Origin of the sequence: Tepidimonas fonticaldi (assembly GCF_001675355.1) — a bacterium.
Classification (GTDB): domain Bacteria; phylum Pseudomonadota; class Gammaproteobacteria; order Burkholderiales; family Burkholderiaceae_C; genus Tepidimonas; species Tepidimonas fonticaldi.
Window position 1 is genome coordinate 35,983 of record NZ_LZDH01000003.1, and the last position, 21,595, is coordinate 57,577.

General features: G+C 68.5%; 16 protein-coding genes. 1 reads left to right on the top strand and 15 read right to left on the bottom strand.

All coding sequences use genetic code 11. The features are described 5' to 3' along the window. Nucleotides 1–6: 6 nt before the first annotated feature. Together A9O67_RS00715 and A9O67_RS00720 are read right to left on the bottom strand one after the other, a co-directional pair. Nucleotides 7–834, bottom strand: a complete 828-nt coding sequence (locus A9O67_RS00715) for an HDOD domain-containing protein (protein ID WP_068606380.1) — start codon at nucleotides 832–834, stop codon at nucleotides 7–9. 12 nt (nucleotides 835–846) lie between these two features. Beyond that, entirely contained in the window at nucleotides 847–3,225 is a 2,379-nt protein-coding gene (locus A9O67_RS00720) for a Tex family protein (RefSeq protein ID WP_068606382.1), read from the bottom strand. Between the two features lie 107 nt (nucleotides 3,226–3,332). Between A9O67_RS00720 and A9O67_RS00725 the strand changes: the two genes are divergently transcribed. Then, nucleotides 3,333–5,873 (top strand): chemotaxis protein CheW, encoded by a 2,541-nt coding sequence (locus tag A9O67_RS00725; protein ID WP_068606383.1) that lies wholly within the window; start codon nucleotides 3,333–3,335, stop codon nucleotides 5,871–5,873. Between the two features lie 2 nt (nucleotides 5,874–5,875). On the opposite strand, the gene A9O67_RS00730 is transcribed toward A9O67_RS00725, so the two are convergent. From A9O67_RS00730 to A9O67_RS00790, 13 genes are all read right to left on the bottom strand, one after another. Then, nucleotides 5,876–6,784: an SDR family oxidoreductase gene (locus A9O67_RS00730; protein ID WP_068606385.1), complete on the bottom strand. Its 909-nt coding sequence runs from the start codon at nucleotides 6,782–6,784 to the stop codon at nucleotides 5,876–5,878. A gap of 17 nt (nucleotides 6,785–6,801) precedes the next feature. Further along, the gene (locus A9O67_RS00735; RefSeq protein WP_068606387.1) at nucleotides 6,802–7,821 is read right to left on the bottom strand and encodes an NADP-dependent oxidoreductase; all 1,020 of its coding nucleotides are present in this window, start codon (nucleotides 7,819–7,821) and stop codon (nucleotides 6,802–6,804) included. 38 nt (nucleotides 7,822–7,859) lie between these two features. Continuing rightward, a complete protein-coding gene (locus tag A9O67_RS00740; protein WP_408033400.1) occupies nucleotides 7,860–8,309 on the bottom strand; it encodes a PaaI family thioesterase in 450 nt (149 codons plus the stop codon). 1 nt (nucleotide 8,310) lies between these two features. Further along, nucleotides 8,311–9,102, bottom strand: coding sequence for an SDR family oxidoreductase (locus A9O67_RS00745; protein ID WP_068606391.1), 792 nt, complete (start codon nucleotides 9,100–9,102; stop codon nucleotides 8,311–8,313). A 59-nt stretch (nucleotides 9,103–9,161) separates the two neighbouring features. Then, a complete protein-coding gene (locus A9O67_RS00750; protein ID WP_068606393.1) occupies nucleotides 9,162–11,006 on the bottom strand; it encodes an acyl-CoA dehydrogenase in 1,845 nt (614 codons plus the stop codon). After that, the gene (locus A9O67_RS00755) at nucleotides 11,006–12,181 is read right to left on the bottom strand and encodes an acetyl-CoA C-acyltransferase (RefSeq protein ID WP_068606395.1); all 1,176 of its coding nucleotides are present in this window, start codon (nucleotides 12,179–12,181) and stop codon (nucleotides 11,006–11,008) included. Before A9O67_RS00755 ends, A9O67_RS00750 begins: the two co-directional genes overlap by 1 nt. Nucleotides 12,182–12,210: 29 nt before the next feature. Next, nucleotides 12,211–14,328, bottom strand: coding sequence for a 3-hydroxyacyl-CoA dehydrogenase NAD-binding domain-containing protein (locus A9O67_RS00760; protein WP_068606397.1), 2,118 nt, complete (start codon nucleotides 14,326–14,328; stop codon nucleotides 12,211–12,213). A 123-nt stretch (nucleotides 14,329–14,451) separates the two neighbouring features. Beyond that, nucleotides 14,452–15,150 carry an ABC transporter ATP-binding protein gene (locus tag A9O67_RS00765; RefSeq protein ID WP_068606399.1) on the bottom strand — a complete coding sequence of 233 codons (699 nt, stop codon included), beginning with the start codon at nucleotides 15,148–15,150 and terminating at the stop codon, nucleotides 14,452–14,454. A 36-nt stretch (nucleotides 15,151–15,186) separates the two neighbouring features. Further along, nucleotides 15,187–15,987, bottom strand: a complete 801-nt coding sequence (locus A9O67_RS00770; RefSeq protein WP_068606402.1) for an ABC transporter ATP-binding protein — start codon at nucleotides 15,985–15,987, stop codon at nucleotides 15,187–15,189. A 1-nt stretch (nucleotide 15,988) separates the two neighbouring features. Continuing rightward, nucleotides 15,989–17,281 (bottom strand): branched-chain amino acid ABC transporter permease, encoded by a 1,293-nt coding sequence (locus A9O67_RS00775; RefSeq protein ID WP_068606404.1) that lies wholly within the window; start codon nucleotides 17,279–17,281, stop codon nucleotides 15,989–15,991. 19 nt (nucleotides 17,282–17,300) lie between these two features. Continuing rightward, nucleotides 17,301–18,317, bottom strand: coding sequence for a branched-chain amino acid ABC transporter permease (locus A9O67_RS00780; RefSeq protein WP_068606406.1), 1,017 nt, complete (start codon nucleotides 18,315–18,317; stop codon nucleotides 17,301–17,303). A gap of 151 nt (nucleotides 18,318–18,468) precedes the next feature. After that, nucleotides 18,469–19,770, bottom strand: a complete 1,302-nt coding sequence (locus A9O67_RS00785) for a branched-chain amino acid ABC transporter substrate-binding protein (protein WP_068606408.1) — start codon at nucleotides 19,768–19,770, stop codon at nucleotides 18,469–18,471. A gap of 143 nt (nucleotides 19,771–19,913) precedes the next feature. Beyond that, nucleotides 19,914–21,551, bottom strand: coding sequence for a 3-(methylthio)propionyl-CoA ligase (locus A9O67_RS00790; RefSeq protein ID WP_068606410.1), 1,638 nt, complete (start codon nucleotides 21,549–21,551; stop codon nucleotides 19,914–19,916). Nucleotides 21,552–21,595 lie beyond the last annotated feature (44 nt).

The window sequence follows — 21,595 nt, forward strand, 5'->3', positions numbered from 1 at the left end:
CTGCCCTCAATGCAAAAAGGCGGCCAGTTCACCGGCCGAGGTCCATTCCTGCGGATCCTTGTCGAGCACGGTTTCCAGGCTCAGACCGAGCAGTATCGCCACCACGTCCGGGAAGGTCGCGGCCATCGCGTCGCGGTCCAGATTCATCTCCTGCGCGCGCGCGCGCCACGACGCCATGTGGATGACCCCGGCCAGCGGTTCGTAGATATCGCCCTCGAACGGGACCAGCTGGTGGCGCAGCGCCTTGACGATGACTTCGGGGAAATCCCAGCGCTGCGCGAAGGCCGCGCCCACGTCGGCGTAGGTGTAGCCCAGCACCGATCGCTCGACCTCGGCGCGCTTCATGTCGAATGGCGAGACGCGCCAGTCGATCTTGGCCACGACGTCGGGCATGCCGATGTGCATGACCAGATCCCCGACGGCATGCACCAGCCCCGCCGTGAAGGCGGCCCCCTCCGGCAGGCGCAGGCTGCGCGCCAGCGGCCGGCAGATCTTGGCCGTGTTGAGGCTGTAGCGCCAAAACTGTTCCAGGTTGACGCCCGGCACGGTCTTGAAGCTGCTGCCCAGCGCCACCGCCTGCACCAGCGTGCGCAGATGGTTGAAGCCCAGCACCGTGATCGCCTCGCCGACGCTGTCGATCTGCCGCGTCAACCCGAAGAAGGCCGAATTGGCCAGCTTGAGCAGGCGCGCCGTCAGCCCCGGGTCGGTCGCGATCAGGTCGGCGATGCGGCGCGGATCGGGATCGTCGCGGTCGAGTTCGGCCGTGACCTCCGAGACCACACGCGGGATGCTCGGGATCGCCTTGGCCTGGTTGAGCAGTTCGTCGAGCGTCATGTCAGCGTGCGATTATCCGCGCTGCCGCAGCCCCTGCAGCTTGGCGAATGCCGATGCCATGGCCGTGGCGGCCGGCTCGGCCGGGCGGGCGCGCACGCGGGCGCCCCCGGCCCCGTTGCCAGCTCCGTTCCCGGCCCCGTCGGCGCTCCGCCCCGACGGCGCCTGCCCCGGCTGCGCATCCAGCCGCATGGTCAGCGCGATGCGCCGGCGCGGCAGGTCCACCTCCAGCACCTTGACGCGCACGATGTCGCCGGCCTTGACCACCTCGCGTGCATCGGCCACATACCGGTTGGCCAGTTGGCTGACGTGCACCAGCCCGTCCTGGTGCACGCCGACGTCCACGAACGCGCCGAACTGCGCCACGTTGGTCACCGTACCCTCCAGCACCATGCTGGGCTTGAGGTCCTTCAGATCCTGCACCGTGTCGTCGAAGCGCGCGACCCGGAAATCCGGCCGCGGGTCGCGCCCGGGTTTTTCCAGCTCGCTCAGGATGTCGCGCACCGTCACCACCCCGAAGCGGTCGTCGGCGAAAGCCTCGGGCTTGAACGTGCGCAACACCTCGGCCTTGCCCATCACGGCCTCGATGGGGCGGCCCGCCGCAGCCAGGATGCGCTCGACGACGGGATAGGTCTCCGGGTGCACACCCGTCATGTCCAGCGGATTGTCCCCGCCGCGGATGCGCAGGAAGCCCGCGCACTGCTCGAAGGTCTTGGGCCCCAGCCCCGTCACCTGCAACAGTTGCTGCCGGTGGCGGAAGGCCCCGTGGGCGTCACGCCAGCGCACCACGGCGCGCGCCGTCGCCGCGGACAGGCCCGAGACGCGCGCGAGCAACGGCACGCTGGCCGTGTTCAAGTCCACCCCCACGCCGTTGACGCAGTCCTCCACCACGGCATCCAGCGTGCGCGCCAGGGCCGCCTGGTTGACGTCGTGCTGGTACTGGCCAACGCCAATGCTCTTGGGGTCGATCTTGACCAGCTCGGCCAGCGGATCCTGCAGCCGGCGCGCGATGCTCACCGCCCCGCGCAGGCTCACGTCGAGCTCCGGCAACTCCTGCGCCGCGGCCTCGCTGGCACTGTAGACCGAGGCGCCGGCCTCGCTGACGACGACCTTTTGCGGCAGCGGGCCCGCCCCGCCCTGGCGCAGGCGCTGCAGCAGCTCGGCCACCAGTCGGTCGGTCTCGCGGCTCGCGGTGCCGTTGCCGATGGCGATCAGCTCCACGCCGTGGCGCCGCACCAGCGCGGCCAACGCCGTCAGCGCCCCTTCGACATCGCGCCGGGGCTCGAACGGATAGACCGTGGCAGTGTCCACCACCTTGCCGGTGGCATCCACCACCGCCACCTTGACGCCGGTGCGGATGCCGGGGTCCAGCCCCATCGTCGGGCGCGCGCCGGCCGGTGCAGCCAGCAGCAGGTCGCGCAGGTTGGCGCCGAACACCTGGATCGCCACCGCCTCGGCCTGCTCGCGCAGGCGGGCGAACAGGTCGCGCTCGATCGACAGGCTCAGCTTCACACGCCACGTCCAGGCCACGCAGCGGCGCAGCAGGTCGTCGGCGGCGCGGCCCTGGTGGCTCCAGCCCAGCAACCGGGCCAGGCGTCCCTCGGCCACCGAGGGCTGGCCAGCCGGCGCCTCTTGCGGCTGAGCCAGGCGCAGATCCAGCACCTCCTGCGCGCGGCCGCGCAGCATCGCCAGCGCCCGGTGCGACGGCACGCGCGCGATCGGCTCGTCGTGCTCGAAGTAGTCGCGGAACTTGGCGACCTCCGGGTCGTCGGGGTTGCGCGCCTCGATGCGGCGGCTGCGCAGCAGCCCCTCGGTCCACAGCCACTCGCGCAGCGGCTGCACGAGGGTGGCGTCCTCGGCCCAGCGCTCGCTCAGGATGTCACGCACGCCGTCCAGCACCGCGGCCACGGTGGTGAAGTCGCTGCCGTCCTCGCTCTTGGCTTCCTTCACGTAAGGCTGGGCGGCGGCGTGCGGATCCAGCGTCGGGTCGGCCCAGAGCGCATCCGCGAGCGGCTCCAGCCCCGCCTCGCGCGCGATCTGGCCCTTGGTGCGGCGCTTGGGCTTGTACGGCAGGTAGAGGTCTTCCAGATCCTGCTTGGTCGCCGCGGCCTCCAGCGCCGCCCGCAGCGCGGGCGTGAGCTTGCCCTGCTCCTCGATGCTGCGCAGGATGGCGGCGCGGCGCTCTTCCAGCTCGCGCAGGTAGGTCAGACGCTGCTCCAACTGGCGCAGCTGGGTGTCGTCGAGGCCCCCGGTGGCCTCTTTGCGGTAGCGGGCGATGAAGGGGACGGTGGCGCCGCCGTCCAGCAGGTCCACGGCGGCCTGCACCTGGGCGGCGCGCACGCCGAGCTCGTCGGCGAGGCGGGCAACGATCGTCGTGCTCACGGTCGATGGCATGGGGTGGTTCGATACGAAAACCGGCAAGTGTGCCACGGCGCCCCCGGCACGCCGTTTGCTCAGCGGTCGATCGTGATCATTCATCTCCACCCGCATTCCGCCCGCCCATGAGTCTGCCCGCCGTCCCCATCGACAACTACCTGCCCTACATGCCCGACGTCACGCGCTGCGAGACGTCGCTGCGCGAGCTGAACCTGATGTGGCGCCTGATCGAGTCGACCGCGCGCATGGTCTGCCCGCAGGAGGCGCAGGCCATCCTGCCGACGATTGCCGCCACGCGCGCCGGCTTCGACCGGCTGGAGCGCGAGCTGGTGCGCAGCCTGGTGGCCGAGAAGATCGACCACGCCATGGCGGCGCTGGGCACGCGCGCCGGCTACGTGATCGACATCGTCGTGCGCAACCTGTACGAACGCACCGCCGACGTCGGCTTCCTGGCCACCGACCGCGTGCTGTGCGAGTTCGTCGCCGGGCTGACGCGCGACGTCGACGCCGTGCGCGCGCGGCTGCTGTCGTACCGGCGCAAGTACACGGTGTACGACGAGATCCTGCTGCTGGACCCGCAAGGCAACGTGCTGGTGCAGACCGACCCCGCGCACGCGGTGGAGGGCACGCAGGACCCGTTGCTCGAGCAGGCACTGGCCTCGGACGGCTACGTGCAGATCTTTCGCCCGACCGACCTGCGCCCCGGGCTGGGCGCCAGCCTCATCTACGCCCAGCGCATGCTGCACCCGACGACGCGCCAGCCGGCCGGCGTGCTGTGCCTGGTGTTCGGCTTCGAGGCCGAGATGGCCGGCATCTTCCGCTCGCACGGCGACCCGGCCGGCCGCTCCATCCTGCTGCTGCTGGACGCTCAGGCGCGCGTCATCGCCAGCTCCGACGAGCACTGGATCGGGCGCGGCGCGCGCGTGCCGGTCAATCCCGACGGCGCGCCGCGCCTGCTGCTGCACGCCGGGCGCGAGTACCTGGTCTGCACGCGCCGTGCCGAGGGCTACCAGGGCTACCTGGGCCCGGAGGGCTGGCAGGGGCAGGTGATGGTGCCGGTGGACCTGGCCTTCACGCGCGACGAGGGCAGCGCGCTGGAGGCGCTGGACCCCGGCACCGCCGCCGGCCTGCTGTCGCACGCGCGCAGCTTCAGCCCGCCGCTGTACGAGGTGATCCGCGCCACCGAGTCGATCCGCCGCGTGGTGTGGAACGGCCAGGTCGTCACCGCCGGGCGCGACATCGACCGCCAGCGCCTCAAGACCATCCTCGACCAGATCAGCGAGACCGGCGCGCGCAGCAACACGCTGTTCGCGCAGTCGGTGCGCGACCTCTACGACACCGTGCTGGCCTCCGGCCTGCAACGCGTCGGCTTCGTCGCCCACCTGGCGGTGGACCTGCTGGACCGCAACCTGTACGAGCGCGCCGACGACTGCCGCTGGTGGGCGATGACGCCGGAGCTGCGCACCATCCTGGCGCAGCCGGAGCCCCAGGACGGTGCGCGCGAGACGATCACGCCGCTGCTGCGCTACATCCACTCGCTCTACACCGTCTACACGCGGCTGTTCGTCTACGACCGCGGCGGGCGCATCGTCGCCCAGTCGCACGACGGCGGCGACGACGGGCTGGTCGGCCGCCGCGTCGACGAGGCCACGCTGCAGGCGGTGCTGGCGCTGCAAGACGAGCAGCGCTACCACGTCTCGCCGTTCCAGGTGGAGCCGTGGACCGACGGACGCCCGACCTACACCTACCACGCCGCGATCCGCCACCCGGAGGACGGCCATGTCGTCGGCGGCATCGGCATCGTCTTCCACGCCGAGCGCGAGCTGCTGGCGATGCTGCGCGGCGCCGTCGGCCAGCGGCCGGACGCGCGCGCCTACCTGACCGACCGGCAGGGCCGCGTCATCGCCAGCACCGACCCGGCCACGCCGGTGGGGACGGTGCTGGCGGCCGCCGGGCCGTGGCTGGAGCTGCCCAACGGCGCCACCGCCAGCCGCGTCATCGAGCACGAGGGGCACTACGTGCTGCTGGGCGCCTCGGCCTCGGCCGGCTACCGCGAGTTCAAGACCAGCGACGGCTACCGCGACCACGTGCTGGCCTTCGTGATCGAGACGCTGGGCCCGGTACGGCGCGCCAGCGCCCGGGTCGGCGGCGCCCACGACGACGGCTGGACGCACGGCGCGGCGCGCGGCGGGCAGGAGTACGCCACCTTCTACCTCGGCAACGACCTGCTGGCGCTGGATGCGGCGTGCGTGCGCGAGGCGGTGCCGGCCGAGCGCATGACCAGCGCCCCGGCCGACGGCCACCCGGCGCGCGTCGGTCTGCTGCCGCCGACCGACAACACCGCCGTGCGCCACTTCCTGTGGGTGTACGACCTCGGCCGCCTGCTCGGCGTCGCCGCCCCGGCGGACACCGCCGTGCAGGGCCGCCAGATCATCCTGGTGGAGCACGGCGGCCAGACCGCCGGCCTGCTGGTCGACGAGCTGCACGCCGTGCCGGAGTTCGCGCCGAACGAGATCATCGAGGCGCCGTTCGGCGGTGCCGCGCGGCGGCTGATCGACCGCCTGATCCGCGCCCGTGGCGGCGAGGTGCTGATCCCGGTGGTGGACACCGTGCGGCTGTTCGCCGCCCTGCGGCAGGGCGAGGAGCGGCTGGCTTCAGCCGCCTGACGTCAGCCGCCTGAACGCAGCGCCGCGCGCAACTGCGCGCCGACCTCCGGCCGGTCGGCGAACGGGTCGGGCGGGTTGCGGCCCTCGACGATCGCCTGCAGGCGCTGCGCCACCGGTGCCAGGGCATGCGGGTGGCTGTAGATGTAGAAGCGGTCCTGCCCCATCGCCTGGAACACCTGCCACGCCACTTCGGCTGCGGTCACTTTGCCGCTGCTGACCGCCTTCTCGCTCATGGCCTGCCCGATGAGCTGGCTGCGCGTCGGGGCAGCCGAGGGTAGGTCCGCCGGGCGGTTGCGCTGGCTTTGGCTGATGCCGGTCGGCACGAAGTACGGGCACAGGACGCTCGCGCCGACCTGGTCCGTGACCAGCCGCAGGTCCTGATACAAGGTCTCGGTCAGCGCCACCACCGCGTGCTTGCTGACGTTGTAGACCCCCATGTTGGGCGGCGTCAGCAGCCCGGCCATGCTGGCGGTGTTGACGATGTGGCCGCGCCAGGCGGGATCGGCCTGCGCCGCGGCCAGCATCATCGGCGTAAAGACACGCACACCGTGGATCACGCCCCACAGGTTGACGCCCAGCACCCACTGCCAGTCGGCGACGGTGTTTTCCCACACCAGCCCGCCGGCGGCCACGCCGGCGTTGTTGAAGACGAAGTGCGGCGCGCCGAAGCGGGCCTGCACGGCCTGGCCCAGATCGTCCATCTGGGCCGCGTCGGCCACGTCGACGCGCCGCGCCAGCACCGGCACGCCGGCCGCCTCCGCCTCTGCGCGGGCGCGCTCCAGCGCATCGGGCTGTACGTCCACCAGCGCCAGGTTCATGCGGCGCTGCATCGCGATGCGCGCCACCTCCAACCCGAAGCCGGAGCCGGCCCCGGTGATGACGGCCGTGCGGCCGGCGAAGTCGGTGATCATGGGCGGGCCCTCGCGGTTCAATCCACCAGCTTGACGAGCTGCTTGCCGAAATTGCGGCCCTTGAGCAGCCCCAAAAACGCCTCGGGTGCCGACTCGATGCCGTGCGCCACGGTCTCGCGCGGGCGGAAACGCCCGCTGCCGACCAGCTCGCCCAGCTCCGCCAGCGCCTGCGGCCACACCTCCATGTGTTCGCTGACGATGAAGCCCTCGATGCGCATGCGGTTGATGAGGATCAGCGACGGGTTGAGCATCGGCAGCGGCTGGCCGTCGTAGCCGGCGATCATGCCGCACAGCGCCACGCGCGAGAACGCATTCGCGCGCAGCATCACCGCATCCAGCACGGTGCCGCCGACGTTTTCGAAGTGACCATCGATGCCGTTCGGACAGGCGGCCTTCAGCGCACGCGCCAGCGCGCCCAGATCGCGGTGCTCCCTGTAGTCGATGCAGTCGTCAAAGCCCAGCTCGTCGCGCACATAGGCGCATTTGTCGGGCCCGCCGGCGATGCCGACCACGCGGCAGCCGCGCTGCTTGGCCAGCACGCCAACCGCGCTGCCGACGGCCCCGCTGGCCGCACTGACGGTCACCGTCTGGCCCGGCTTGGGGTCGATGATCTTGACCAGCCCATACCAGGCCGTCACCCCCGGCATCCCCACCGCGCCCAGGTAATGGCTGGGCGGCACGCGCGAGACGTCCACCTTGCGCAGCAGCCCCGGCTGTTCGGCATCGACCACGCTGTACTGCTGCCAGCCGCCCATGCCGACGACCCAGTCACCGGGCGCATAGCGCGGGTGGCGGCTGTCCACCACCTGGCCGACGGTGCCGCCGATCATCACTTCGTTCAGCGGCTGGGGCGCGGCGTAGCTCTTGCTGTCGTTCATGCGGCCGCGCATGTACGGGTCCAGGCTCAGATAGTGGTGGCGCACCAGCACCTGGCCGTCGGCCAGCGCGGGGGTTTGCGTCTCCACCAGACGGAAGTTGTCGACGGTGGCCTCGCCCTGGGGGCGGCTGACCAAAAGGATCTGCTTGTTCAGCGGCATGGAACACGACTCCAGAAAAAGCTGCGGGCTGGCCGCGGTCAGTCGGTGGGGACGACGCCCGCCTCAGTCGCGGGGCCGTTCAGATCGCGCACGTCCCGCCCCGGGGCGGGCAAACGGCGCACGTAGCGAAAGGTGCCGGTGGCGTGGGCGCACAGGCGTCCCGCCGCGTCGCGGATCTCGCCATCGGTGAAGGCCATCGTCGCCGTGCGGTGCAACAGCCGCGCGCGAGCCACCAGCGGCCCCTGCGCCGCCTGCATGAAGCTGGTTTTCATCTCGATGGTCACGACCCCCATGTCGCGCTGCACGCTGCGCGCGGCGTGCGCCATCACCACGTCGAGCAGCGTCATGCTCGCCCCGCCGTGCACCACGTCGAACGAGTTCAGGTGCTCGGCACTGGGGTCGAAGGCGATTTCCGCCTCGCCCTCCGCCCAGCGCCGCAGCCGAAAACCCAGCAGCTCGACGAAGGGGATGCGGACGCTGAACGGCAGGTCAGCCACCGGTGACGACACTGACGCCCCCATCCACGGCCAGCCACTGCCCGGTGATGTGTTTGCCCGCGTCGGACGCGAACAGCACCACCGTGCCCTTGAGGTCCTCGTCGTCGCCCAGGCGCTGCAGCGGCGCGTGCGAGGCCAGGCGCTCCTCGCCCATGGCCTGCAGTGTCCCGCGGGTCATTTTGCTGGGGAAGAAGCCCGGGCAGATGGCGTTGACGCGGATGCCGTAGCGCCCCCACTCCGCCGCCAGCGCGCGGGTGAAGTTGACCACCGCGCCTTTGGAGGTGTTGTAGGCAATGGTCTTCATGTCCGGCGGGTTGCCGCCCAAGCCGGCGATCGAGGCGACGTTGACGATGCTGCCACGGCGGCGCGGGATCATGCTGTGCTTGCCCACGTACTGGCTGAGGATGAAGTAGCCGCGGATGTTCAGGTTCATCACCTTGTCCCAGGCCTCCAGGGGATGCTCCTCGGCCGGCGCGCCCCAGGCCGCGCCCGCGTTGTTGACCAAGATGTCGATGTCACCCAGGCGCTGCAGCGTCTCGGCGGCCAGCCGATGGATGTCGTCCTCGCGGGCACAGTCGGCGGCGATCCAGCGCGCATCGATGCCTTGCGATTGGAGTTGGGCCGTGGCCTCCTCCAGCTCGTCGGCCTTGCGGGCGGTCAGCATCACCTTGGCGCCGGCCTCACCCAGCGCCTGCGCCAGTTGCAGGCCCAGGCCGCGCGAGCCGCCGGTGACGAGGGCCGTGCGGCCACTCAGGTCGAACAATTGCGCAATCGTGCGGGTCATGTCGGGGTCTCCTCGGGGTGTTTGGATTCGGAAGGGCAAACGCTCAAACGGTCCAACGATCAAAAGGCGTCTTCGGGCATCTCGGCGCAGGTCAGATCGCGCTCGCGCACGACCTGCAGCCACGCCGCGGTCTTGGGCAGTTCGTAATGAAAGAAATACCGGCAGGCCTGCAGGCGACCGCGGTTGGCGGCATCTTCCCGGCCGGCGGCGGCCAGCGCCACATCCAGCCAGATCCAGGCAAGCACGGTGTGGCCAAAGGCCTGCAGATACGGCACCGCATTGGCCAGGGCCGGCACCGGGTCGCCATCCGCCCAGGCCGCCTGCGTGGCGGCACGGACCGCGTCCCAGGCGCCGTGCAGGGCATCCGCATGCGCGGCCAGGGCCGGCACCCCACGAGCGCGCCCGACGGTGGCGGCCATGCGCGCACCCAGCAACTGCATGCCCCGCCCCTCGTCCATCAGCACCTTGCGGCCCAGCAGGTCCAGCGCCTGGATGCCGTGCGTGCCTTCGTGAATCATGTTGAGGCGGTTGTCGCGCCAGTACTGCTCGACGGGAAAGTCGCGTGTATAGCCGTAGCCGCCGTGCACCTGGATGGCCAAACTGTTGGCCTCCAGGCACCATTCGCTGGGCCAGCTCTTGGCAATCGGGGTCAGCACCTCCAGCAGCAGGCGTGCCTCGTCGGCCGCTGCGGCGTCGCCGGTGTGCTGCTCGTCCACCAGGCGCGCGCAATACAGCTCCAGCGCCAACGCGCCTTCGCAGTAGGCCTTCTGGGCCAGCAGCATGCGCTTGACGTCGGCGTGCTCGATGATGCGCACGGGCGGCTGCGCCGGGTCTTTGCCCGCCGGGCCGATCGGGCGCCCCTGCGGGCGGTTGCGTGCGTAGTCCAGACTCGCCAGATAACCGGCCATGCCGAGCATGGTGGCGGCCATCCCGACCCCGATGCGCGCCTCGTTCATCATGTGGAACATGTAGCGCAGGCCCTGCCCCGGCTCGCCGACGCGGTAGCCGATGGCACCGGCGCCCCGACCGTCCAAGCCCGGGGCACGCACCGGGTAGCGGCCTTCGCCAAAATTGAGCAGGGTGTTGGTCGTGCCACGCCAGCCGCATTTGTGGTTCAGACCGGCCAGGGCCACGTCGTTGCGCTCGCCAGTCAACCGGCCCTCCGCATCCACCAGCTTCTTGGGCACGATGAACAGCGAAATCCCCTTCACCCCCGGCGGCAGCCGGCCGTCGGGGCCGGGGATCTTGGCCAGCACCAGATGGACGATGTTCTCGGTCAGCTCGTGCTCGCCGGCCGAAATCCACATCTTGTTGCCGCGCAGCCGGTAGCGCGGCCCCAGCGGGTCGGCCTCGTAATCATCGCCGTCGGGCACCGCCCGCGTGGCGATGTCGCTGAGGCTGGAGCCGGCTTGCGGCTCGCTCAGGCACATGGTGCCGGAAAAGCGCCCGGCAAACTCGTGCAGCGCGAAGGCGCGGCGCTGCGCGTCGGTCCCGTGCGCCATCAGCAGATTGGCGTTGCCCACCGTCAGCATGCCGGCCCCGATGCTGACCGAGGCCGCCGCGAAGAACGCATTGCCCGCCGCCTCCACCGTGTAGGGCAGTTGCATGCCGCCGATGGCGTAGTCCTGCGCGGCACTGAGCATGCCGCTGTCGGCGTAGGCCTTCCACGCCTCGTGCGTGGCGGCCGGCAGAATCACCCGCTCGCCGTCGAAGCGGGGCTCCTCCGTATCCACCAGCCGGTTGAAGGGCGCGTATTTTTCGCGCGCGATGCGCTCGCAGGTGTCGAGCACCGCGTCGAACGTCTCGCGCGAGTGGTCGGCGAAGCGCTCCCGAGTGGCGAGGGTCTGCGCCTGCAGCCACTCGTACAACAAAAAGTCGATGGCTGCGCGCAGCCCCTGGGCCATCACAGCACCTCGAACACGCCGGCTGCGCCCATGCCGCCGCCGATACACATGGTCACACAGACGCGCTTGGCGCCGCGGCGTTTGCCCTCGATGAGCGCGTGGCCGGTCAGGCGCTGCCCCGACACCCCGTACGGGTGGCCGATGGCGATGGCACCGCCGTTGACGTTGAGGCGATCGGCCGGAATGCCCAGGCGATCGCGGCAGTACAGCACCTGCACCGCGAAGGCCTCGTTGAGCTCCCACAGATCGATGTCGCCCACCCTCAGGCCCAGCCGGTCCAGCACCTTGGGTACGGCAAAAACGGGGCCGATGCCCATTTCGTCCGGCTCACAACCGGCCACCGCAAAGCCGAGGAAGCGCCCGAGCGGCTGCAGCCCCTTGCGCTCGGCCACCTTCTCGTCCATCACCACGCAGGCGCCCGCCCCGTCGGAAAACTGGCTGGCGTTGCCCGCCGCCACCACACCGCCCGGCAAGGCCGGCTTGATGTTGGCGATGGCTTCCACGGTCGTGCCCTCGCGCAGCCCCTCGTCGCGGGAGACGGTGACCTCGCGCGTGATCAGGCCGCGCTGCTTGTCGTACACCCCCGCGGTGACGGTGATGGGCACGATCTCGTCGTCGAACTTGCCCGCGGCGGCGGCGGCGCACGCCCTTTGCTGGCTGGCCGCGCCGTATTCATCCATCTGCTCGCGCGTGATGCCGTAGCGCTTGGCCACCTGCTCGGCCGTCTGCAGCATGGTCCAGTAGATCTCGGGCTTGCGGGCCGCCAGCGCGGGATCGAACAGCATGTGCTTGTTCATCTCGTTTTGCACGCACGAGATGCTCTCCACCCCGCCGGCCACGTAAATCTCGCCCTCGCCCGCGATGATGCGCTGCGCGGCCAGGGCGATGGTCTGCAGCCCGGAGGAGCAGAACCGGTTGACCGTGAGGCCCGAGACGCTGACCGGGCAGCCTGCGGCCAGCGCGATCTGGCGCGCGATGTTCATGCCCGTGGCGCCCTCGGGGTTGGCGCAGCCCATGATGACGTCCTCGACCTCGGCGGCGTCGAGGCGCGCGCGCTCGATGGCAGCGCGCACCACGTGTCCGCCCAGGGTGGCCCCATGGGTCATGTTGAAGGAGCCTTTCCAGCTCTTGGCCAGCGGCGTGCGGGCGGTCGAAACGATGACGGCGTTGCTCATGTTCGGTTCTCCGGAAATATCGGCCAGCGTCAGGCGGCGGCAAAACCCTTGCCTTCGGCAACCAGGCGGGCGATCAGCGGCGCGGGCTGCCAGAAAGCAGCATCGTCGTGCGGGTTCTTGGCAAAGCGCTTCATCGCCTGCATCACGTTGAACAGGCCGAACTGCTCGGCGTAGTGCATCGGCCCGCCGCGCCAGGCCGGAAAGCCGTAGCCGGTCAGGTACACCATGTCGATGTCGCTGGCGCGCGCGGCGATTTTTTCCTCCAGGATGTGCGCGCCCTCGTTGACCAGCGCAAACACCAGCCGCTGCACGATCTCCTCATCGCTGATCTTGCGCGGGGTGATGCCGCGCTCCTTGCGGTAATCCTCGATCATTTGGTTGACGACCGGGCTGGGGATGGCGTCGCGCTTGCCCGGCTGGTAGTCGTACCAGCCCGCGCCGGTTTTCTGGCCGAAGCGCCCCATCTCGCACAGCCGGTCGGCGATCGGGCTGTAGCGCAGGTGGGGTTTTTCCACATAGCGGCGCTTGCGGATGTACCAGCCCACGTCGTTGCCGGCCAGGTCACCCATGCGAAACGGCCCCATCGCAAAGCCAAACTTCTCGATCGCGCGGTCCACCTGCTCGGGCGTGCAGCCCTCCTCCAGCAAAAAGCCGGCCTGCCGGCTGTACTGCTCGATCATGCGGTTGCCGATGAAGCCATCGCACACGCCGCTGACGACGCAGGTCTTTTTGATCTTTTTGCCCAGGGCCATGACGGTGGCCAGCACATCCTTCGCGGTGGCCGCCCCACGCACCACCTCCAGCAGCTTCATGACGTTGGCCGGGCTGAAGAAGTGCGTGCCGATCACGTCCTGCGGCCGCCGGGTGAAGGCGGCGATCTTGTTGACGTCCAGCGTCGAGGTGTTGGTGGCCAGGATCGCGCCCGGCTTCATCACCGCGTCGAGCCGCTCGAACACCTGGCGCTTGACCTCCAGGTCCTCGAACACCGCCTCGATGACGATGTCGGCATCGCGGATGTCGTCGTACGACAGCGTGGTGCGCAGCAGGCCCAGGCGCTGCTCGGCCTGCTCGGGCTTGAGCTTGCCCTTCTTGATCTGCCCTTCGTACACCGAGCGGATGTGGGCCACGCCGCGGTCGAGCGCTTCCTGCTTGGTCTCCAGTATCGTTACCGGCAGCCCGATGTTCAGGAAGTTGATCGAAATGCCGCTGCCCATGGTGCCCGCCCCGATCACGGCGACCTGACGGATCTCGCGCAGCGGCGTGTCCTCGGGCACGTCGGCAATCTTGCTGGCGGCACGCTCGGCGACGAACAGGTGGCGCAGCGCCACGCACACCGGGGTGTTCATCAGGTTGACGAAGATCTCGCGCTCATACGCCAGCCCATCGTCGAACCGTTTGGTCGTGGCCGCCTGCACGGCGTCGATGCACTTGAGCGGCGCCGGGTAGTGCTTGGCCTGCGCACCGACCATGTTGCGCGCGAACTGGAAATAGGCGTCGCCCTGCGGATGCCGGCACGGCAGGTGGCGCACCAGCGGCAGCGGCGCGCCGGCGGCATGCTGCGCCGCCACCTCGCGCGCCAGCGCCAGCGCCTCGTCCAGCAGCGACGCCGCCGAGGTCGCCATGCGGTCGAACAGCTTCTGCCCCGGCAGGCTCGCCAGCAGCTCGCTCGCCACCGGCTCGCCGCTGACGATCATGTTGAGCGCCGCCTCCACCCCAATGACGCGCGGCAGGCGCTGCGTGCCGCCCGCGCCGGGGATCAGGCCGAGCTTCACCTCCGGCAGCGCCACCTTGGTGCCGGGCGCGGCGATGCGGTAGTGCGCCCCCAGCGCCAGCTCCAGCCCGCCGCCCATACAGACGGTGTGGATGGCGGCCACGACCGGCTTGGCCGAGTGCTCGAGCGCAAGGATCACGCTCAGCAGGTTCGGGTCCTGGTAGGCCTTGGGTGAACCAAACTCTTTGATGTCCGCCCCGCCCGAGAAGGCCTTGCCGGCCCCGGTCAGCACGATGGCGCGCACGGCGGTGTCCTCGTTCGCCCGGTCCAGCCCCTGGGCGATGGCCTGGCGGGTGGACAAGCCCAGCCCGTTGACGGGCGGGTTGTCCAGGGTGATGACGGCCACGTCGCCGTGGACCTGGTAATGAGCGGTCATGGTGCCTCCTCGAAAGCGATGACGGACAAAACTGAACGGTCGTTCGGTTTTGAAGAAATTCTAGGTCGACAGCGGTTCGTCGCCCACCGCCGGGTGTCGCGCGTTTGTCTGCCGGCGGCGGGCTTAGCCCACCTCCAGCCACTCCTTGCGCACGTAGGGGTTGGCCTTGAGCTCCTCCGGCGTGCCGTCGAAGACGATGCTGCCGTGCCCCATGACCAGTGCCCGATCCGAAATCTGCAGGGCGATCGTCAACTTCTGCTCGATCAGCAGCACCGACACCCCCTTGGCCTTGAGCGTGCGCAGGTACTCGGCGACCAGCTCGACGATCTTGGGCGCCAGCCCTTCGGTGGGTTCGTCGATGATGATCAGGTCCGGATCCCCCATCAGCGTGCGGCAAAGGGTGAGCATCTGCTGCTCGCCGCCGGACATCACTCCCGCCTCGGTGTGCTGACGCTCCTTGAGGCGTGGGAACATCGCGTACATGTCGTCGAAGCTCCAGCGCCCGCCCTTGCCAGCACGCTTCTGCCCGAGCATCAGGTTTTGGTGCACGGTCAGTTTGGGGAAGATGTCGCGGCTCTCGGGCACGTAGCCGATGCCCAGGTGGGCCACTTCGTAGGGCTTGAGGCCGGTGATGCGCTGGCCCTTCCAGCGGATGTCACCCTCGGCGTCGGCCAGGCCCATGATGGCCTTGGCCGTGGTCGAGCGGCCCGAGCCGTTGCGCCCCAGCAGCGCCACGATCTCGCCGGGCGCCACCTTGAAATGCACACCGTGGAGCACGTGGCTCTTGCCGTAGAAGGCGTGGAGGTTGTCGATTTCGAGCATGGTGAGGCAAATGGGGTTGCGTCGCCGCGTCGCGGCTCAGTGCGCGGCCTCGGCGGCCTGCTGCTCGGCCAGCACCGAGCCCAGGTACGCCTCCTGCACGCGCGGATTGTTCTTGACCGCCTCGGGCGTGTCGAAGGCGATCACCTCGCCATACACCACGACGGCGATGCGGTCGGCCAAGCCGAACACGACGCCCATGTCATGTTCCACGGTCAGCAGCGTCTTGCCCACCGTTACCTCGCGGATGAGCTCGATGAAGCGCTTCGTCTCGCTCTTGCTCATACCCGCGGTGGGCTCGTCGAGCAGGATCACGTTGGCGCCACCGGCGATGGTGATGCCGATCTCCAGCGCGCGCTGCTCGGCGTAGGTCAGGTTCATCGCCAGGGTGTCGCGCCTTTTGTGCAGCCCGATGCGGTCCAGCAGTTCCTCGGCGCGCTCGTTGACATCGTCCAGGTCGGCCAGAAACTTCAGAAAGGTGTAGCGGTAGCCCAGGCTCCACAGCACTCCGCAGCGCAGGTTCTCGAAGACGCTGAGCTTGGGGAAGATGTTGGTGATCTGAAAGCTCCGACTCAGCCCCAGTCGATTGATCTGAAATGGCTTTTTGCCGTCGATGCGCTGGCCGTTGAGCAGGATCTCGCCGCTGGAGGGTTCGAAGCGCCCGCTGATCAGGTTGAACAGCGTGGACTTGCCGGCGCCGTTGGGCCCGATGACGGCGACGCGCTCGCCGGCGCGCACCGCCAGGTTGGCGCCGCGGATGATTTCGGTCTTGCCAAAGCGCTTCCAGACGTCGCGCAACTCCAGCGCGGGGGTGTCCGAGGGGTTGGGGGTGGTGTGCATGTCAGGCCATCTCCCGCCGTTTGATTTCCTTTTCGATGTCGATCTGGATCTCGCTCCAGTGCTCGCGGAAGCGCCGGCGCGTCACCTCGAACAGGCCGATGCCGGTCAACATCACGAACACCGAGCCAAACCAGCTCTCGACCGCACGGGTGTCGAGCGTCGCGCCCAGGTACTGCACCTCGGGGCCGATCGCCGCATTGAGCTGCAGGTGGTACACCATCTCGATGACGCCGCCCGCCCCCAGCAGGGCCACCAACCCCGTCACGGCCAGGGCCAGGTAGCTGACCCACAGCTCGCGCAGCCGGCCGAACGCCGCCACCCGCAGGTTCATCATGATCAGGCCGGCGATGCCACCCGGCGCATACATCACCATGAACAGGAACACCAGCCCCAGGTACAGCAGCCACGCCTTCGTCAGCTCGGACAGCAGCACGAGCGCCAGCACCATCAGCACACCGCCGATGATGGGCCCGAAAAAGAACGTCGCCCCGCCCAGAAAGGTGAACAGCAGGTAGGCGCCCGAGCGCAACGGCCCGACCACCTCGGCCGTGACGATCTCGAACTGGATCGCGCCCAGCCCGCCCGCGATGCCGGCGAAAAATCCCGAAATCATGAACGCCAGATAGCGCACGACCTGGGTGTTGTAGCCGACGAACTCCACCCGCTCCGGGTTGTCGCGCACGGCATTCAGAATGCGCCCGAGCGGCGTGCGGGTGAAGGCGTACATGGCCGCCACGCAGACGAAGGTGTAGAGGGCGATCAGGTAGTACACCTGCACCGCTGGACCGAAGGTGATGCCCAGCACCGGGTCGCCGACCACGCGGTTGGCGCTGATGCCCGCCTCGCCGCCGAAGAAGTCCGAAAACATCAGCGACAGCGCGAACACCAGCTCGCCGACACCGAGCGTGATCATGGCAAACGGGGTGCCCGACTTCTTGGTGGTGACGTAGCCAAACAGGATGGCGAAGAAAAAGCCCGCCACGCCCCCAATCAGCGGTATCAGCGACACCGGCACCGCCAATGCCCCCGCGGACACCTTGAGCAGCGTGTGGATGGCCACGTACGAGCCCAGCCCGCTGTAGACCGCGTGGCCGAAGCTGAGCATGCCGCCCTGGCCGAGCAGCAGGTTGTACGACAGGCAGGCGATGATGGCGATGCCCATCTGCGCCAGCATGCTGATCGACAGGTTGCTGGTGAACACCTGCGGCGCCAGCAGCAGCACCAGCGCGAACAGCGTCCAGATGATCCAGCGCCCGACGTTGTAGGGCTTGAACTGGTAATAAGCCTTGCTCATGGTTCTCGTCTCGCAGGGATCAGTGGTCGCGCGTGCCCAGCAACCCCTTGGGGCGGAAAATCAGAATCAGCACGAGGAACAGGTAGGGCAGCACCGGCGCCACCTGCGACAGGGTCAGCCGCAGGAAATCCTTGTTGCGCATCGATTCCGACAAGGCCAGGCCCAGCCCCTCCAGCAGCGATCCGATCGAGTGGTCCATCGCCACCGCGAAGGTCTGGATCACGCCGATCAGCAGGGACGCGAGAAAAGCCCCGGGCAGCGACCCCAGACCGCCGATCACCACCACCGCGAACACCAGCGAACCCAGCGTTGCCGCCATGGCCGGCTCCGTCACGAAGGTGCTGCCACCGATCACGCCGGCCAGACCCGCCAGCCCCGTGCCGGCCCCGAACACCATCATGAACACGCGCGGCACGTTGTGCCCCAGCGCCTCCACCATATGGGGGTGACTCAGCGCCGCCTGGATGACCAGCCCCACGCGGGTGCGGGTGATGAGCAGCCACAGGCCCACCAGCATCAACACCGCCACCAGCATCATGAACGCCCGCGTGGCCGGAAACGGCGTGCACACCGCGTCTTGGCACAACTCTGCCGCCGCACGGCCCCAGGTGAATGCCATCGTGTCCTGCGGGGTGTGGATCAGGGTGAACGCCGGCCCTTGCAGCAGCTCCGGCGGGCGGAAGTTGACCGCCGTGCGGCCCCAGACGAGCTGCACCAGCTCCAACACCACATACGACAGGCCAAAGGTGATCAACAGCTCGGGCACATGGCCAAATTTGTGGACCTTGCGCAGGCTGTACTTCTCGAACAGCGCCCCAGCCACCCCGACCAGCACGGGGGCGATCAGCAGCGCTGGCCAGAAACCGACGATGCCGGACAGGGCATAGGCGACATACGCCCCCAGCATGTAGAAGCTCGCATGGGCGAAGTTGAGCACCCCCATCATGGAGAAGATGAGGGTCAGCCCGGAGCTGAGCATGAACAGCAACAGCCCGTAGCTCACACCGTTGAGCAGCGAGACGATGACGAATTCCATGGCAGGGGCGTCACGCGAAAGGGTCGAGGAACACCGACGGCGGGCAAAAACCCGCCCCACCCGGGCACGACCGACCAGTCGGCGCGCCCGGATCGTCGAGACGGCGGGGAAAGGTGGTGTACGGACCGGAGGGCGATGCCCCCCGCCCGCATCAGTTGGGCCGCTGCATGGCGCAGCTGGTGGGCGTGCTGGACACGTAGGACGGGAATTCACGCACCAAGGCAAACGTCATGCCGGTGTTTTCCACGTTGTAGGTGAATTTGTTGTCCGTCTTTTGCCAGCGCGACAGGTACAGCGGCTGCTGCAGTTGGTGGTCGGTCTTGCGCATCTCGACCTCACCGTTGTAGCTGGTGAACTTCAGTCCCTCCAGCTCCTTGGCGACCTTGACCGGATCCGTGGACTTGGCCCGGGCCATCGCCTCGCTGAGCGCACGGTAGATGTGGATCACCGAGCCCGTGTAGAAATCGGCGTTGAACTTCTTCTGGAACTCGTTTTGCCACTGCGAGTACTCGCCGCCCATGTGGTAGTGGTTGTACGAGATCTGATACACCTTGCCCGCGGCGGACTGCCCCAGCGCCGTGGGCGTGCCGGTGACACCCGCGTAGTAGGTGTAGAACTTGCCGTTGTAGCCCCCCTCGACCGCGGCCTTGACCAGCAGCGCCAGGTCCGAGCCCCAGTTGCCGGTGATCACCGCGTCGGCGCCAGAGGCCTTGATTTTGGCGATGTAGGGCGCGAAGTCGCGCACCTGCGCCAGCGGGTGCAGGTCCTCGCCGACCACCTGGATATCGGGCCGCTTGCTCGCCAGCAGTTCCTTCGCGTACTTGGCCACCTGATGGCCGTGCGAATAGTTCTGGTTGAGCAGATAGACCTTCTTGACGCTGGTTTCGTCCTTCATGAAGGTGGTCAGCGCCTCCATCTTCATCGAGGTGTCGGCGTCGAAGCGGAAGTGCCAGTAGTTGCACTTGCTGTTGGTGAAGTCCGGATCGACCGCCGAGTGGTTCAGGAAGACGACCTCTTTGCCCGGATTGCGCGCATTGTGGCGCGCCACCGCTTCGATCAGCGCACCGGCCACCGACGAGCCATTGCCCTGCGTGATGTAGCGGATGCCCTGGTCGATGGCCGATTGCAGCGCCGTCAGGCTCTCGGCGGGGCTGAGCTTGTTGTCGAACGGCACCACCTCCCACTTGACGCCGGCGGGGTTGTGCTTGTTGGGGCCGCTGAACTTTTCGGCAAAGAACTGAAAGCTCTTGACCTGGTTGGAGCCCACCGGCGCCATCAGGCCCGACAGCGGGTCGATCCAGGCGATCTTGACGGTCTGCCCCGCCAGCGGGGCGTTCGAGGCGGCGGACGCCTGCTCACGTTTGGCCTGACGCGCGCTTTGCGCCTGCGCGGTGGCGGTCAGCGCCAGGCCAACCATGGCGGCCACCGCGAGGGTTTTGAATGCGAACTTCATGCGCTTGTCTCCTTTTATGGGTGGTGGAACGGAATCGAGCTTAGCCGTCTATTGCGGTGCAGCGATCAGGGAAACCCCGCAGAGTTATCACCTTGGCGACTGTCATTGGGGTGACACTTTTTCGTCGTGGCGCGGCAAGCGACTCAAAGGCCCGGCAGGCGGTAGTCGGCCAGCATCTCGCGCAGCTTGACCTTTTGCATCTTGCCAGTGGCGCCCAGCGGGATCGCATCGACGAACACCACGTCGTCGGGGATCTGCCACTTGGCGAGCTTGCCTTCGTAAAACGCCAGCAGCTCCTCGCGCGTGACCTCGGCACCGGGCTTTTTGACCACGACGACGATCGGGCGTTCGTCCCACTTGGGGTGTTTGACGCCGATGCAGGCCGCCATCAGGATCGCCGGGTGGGCCATGGCGATGTTTTCGACGTCGATCGAGCTGATCCACTCGCCGCCCGACTTGATGACGTCCTTGCTGCGGTCGGTGATCTGCATATACCCGTCGGCGTCGATGGTGGCCACGTCGCCGGTCGGAAACCACCCGTCCACCAGCGGGCTCGGTTTGTCGCTGCGGTAGTAGTCGCGGACCACCCAGGGGCCGCGCACCATCAGTTCGCCCTGGGTCACGCCGTCCCACGGCAATTCGCGCCCGTCCGCATCGACGATCTTCATGTCGATGCCAAAGATCGCCCGCCCCTGCTTGAGGCGGATTTTCATCTGCTCTTCCTCGGGCAGCGCCAGGTGCTTGTTCTTCAGCGTGCACAGCGTGCCCAGCGGGCTCAACTCCGTCATGCCCCAAGCGTGCAGCACCTCCACCCCGTACTGCTCGCGGAAGGCGGCGATCATCGCCGGCGGGCAGGCCGAGCCACCGATGACCGTGCGTTTGAGCGCCGGCAAGCGCAACCCATTCGCCCCCATGTGGGCCAGCAGCATCTGCCAGACGGTCGGCACGCCGGCGGCAAACGTCACCCGCTCGGACTCCAACAGTTCATAGACCGATTTGCCGTCGAGCTGCCCGCCGGGGAACACCAGCTTGCACCCGATGGCCGCCGCCGAATACGGGAGGCCCCAGGCATTGACGTGGAACATCGGCACCACGGGCAACACGGCGTCGCGCGCGCTCAGGCACATCACGTCCGGCAGCGCCGCGGCGTAGGCGTGCAGGATGGTGGACTTGTGGCTGTAGAGCGCCGCCTTCGGGTGCCCGGTGGTGCCGCTCGTGTAGCACATGCTGCTTGCCGTATCGTCGGAAAAGCGCGGCCAGTCGTAGGTGGCCGGATGGGCGCCGATCCAGGACTCGTAGCTCACCAGATTGGGCACCGTGCCGTCGGCCGTCAGCCGCGCCAGGTGCGCGTCGTCGCACAGCGCCACCCAGCGCTGGACGGTCGGACATTTGTCGTGGATGCCCTTGACGATGGGCCAGAACGTCATGTCGAACGCCAGGACGCGGTCCTCGGCGTGGTTGACGATCCAGGCGATCTGCTCGGGCAGCAGGCGCGGGTTGATGGTGTGCAGCACGCGGCCGGAGCCGCTGACGCCAAAGTACATCTCGAAGTGGCGATAGCCGTTCCAGGCCAGGGTGGCCACCCGCTCGCCCAGGCCGATGTCCATCGCGTCCAGCGCACGCGCGAGTTGGCGGGCACGTCCGGCGGCCTCGCCATAGGTGGTGCGGTGGATGTCGCCCTCGACGCGGCGCGAGACGATCTCGACGTCGCCATGGTGGCGCGCGGCGTGTTCGATCAGGTCAGAAATGAGCAAGGGGCGGTCTTGCATCAAGCCCAGCATGGAAGGCTCTCCTCGTGGTAGGGGGTGGTTTGGAGCGGCACCGA

Excerpts from the sequence above, each read along its gene's own strand:
- A9O67_RS00790 (WP_068606410.1), bottom strand. The coding sequence starts at position 21,551 with ATGCTGGGCTTGATGCAAGACCGCCCCTTGCTCATTTCTGACCTGATC.
- A9O67_RS00785 (WP_068606408.1), bottom strand. The coding sequence starts at position 19,770 with ATGAAGTTCGCATTCAAAACCCTCGCGGTGGCCGCCATGGTTGGCCTG.
- A9O67_RS00780 (WP_068606406.1), bottom strand. The coding sequence starts at position 18,317 with ATGGAATTCGTCATCGTCTCGCTGCTCAACGGTGTGAGCTACGGGCTG.
- A9O67_RS00765 (WP_068606399.1), bottom strand. The coding sequence starts at position 15,150 with ATGCTCGAAATCGACAACCTCCACGCCTTCTACGGCAAGAGCCACGTG.
- A9O67_RS00755 (WP_068606395.1), bottom strand. The coding sequence starts at position 12,181 with ATGAGCAACGCCGTCATCGTTTCGACCGCCCGCACGCCGCTGGCCAAG.
- A9O67_RS00750 (WP_068606393.1), bottom strand. The coding sequence starts at position 11,006 with ATGGCCCAGGGGCTGCGCGCAGCCATCGACTTTTTGTTGTACGAGTGG.
- A9O67_RS00720 (WP_068606382.1), bottom strand. The coding sequence starts at position 3,225 with ATGCCATCGACCGTGAGCACGACGATCGTTGCCCGCCTCGCCGACGAG.
- A9O67_RS00760 (WP_068606397.1), bottom strand. The coding sequence starts at position 14,328 with ATGACCGCTCATTACCAGGTCCACGGCGACGTGGCCGTCATCACCCTG.
- A9O67_RS00770 (WP_068606402.1), bottom strand. The coding sequence starts at position 15,987 with ATGCACACCACCCCCAACCCCTCGGACACCCCCGCGCTGGAGTTGCGC.
- A9O67_RS00730 (WP_068606385.1), bottom strand. The coding sequence starts at position 6,784 with ATGATCACCGACTTCGCCGGCCGCACGGCCGTCATCACCGGGGCCGGC.
- A9O67_RS00735 (WP_068606387.1), bottom strand. The coding sequence starts at position 7,821 with ATGCCGCTGAACAAGCAGATCCTTTTGGTCAGCCGCCCCCAGGGCGAG.
- A9O67_RS00715 (WP_068606380.1), bottom strand. The coding sequence starts at position 834 with ATGACGCTCGACGAACTGCTCAACCAGGCCAAGGCGATCCCGAGCATC.
- A9O67_RS00745 (WP_068606391.1), bottom strand. The coding sequence starts at position 9,102 with ATGACCCGCACGATTGCGCAATTGTTCGACCTGAGTGGCCGCACGGCC.
- A9O67_RS00775 (WP_068606404.1), bottom strand. The coding sequence starts at position 17,281 with ATGAGCAAGGCTTATTACCAGTTCAAGCCCTACAACGTCGGGCGCTGG.
- A9O67_RS00725 (WP_068606383.1), top strand. The coding sequence starts at position 3,333 with ATGAGTCTGCCCGCCGTCCCCATCGACAACTACCTGCCCTACATGCCC.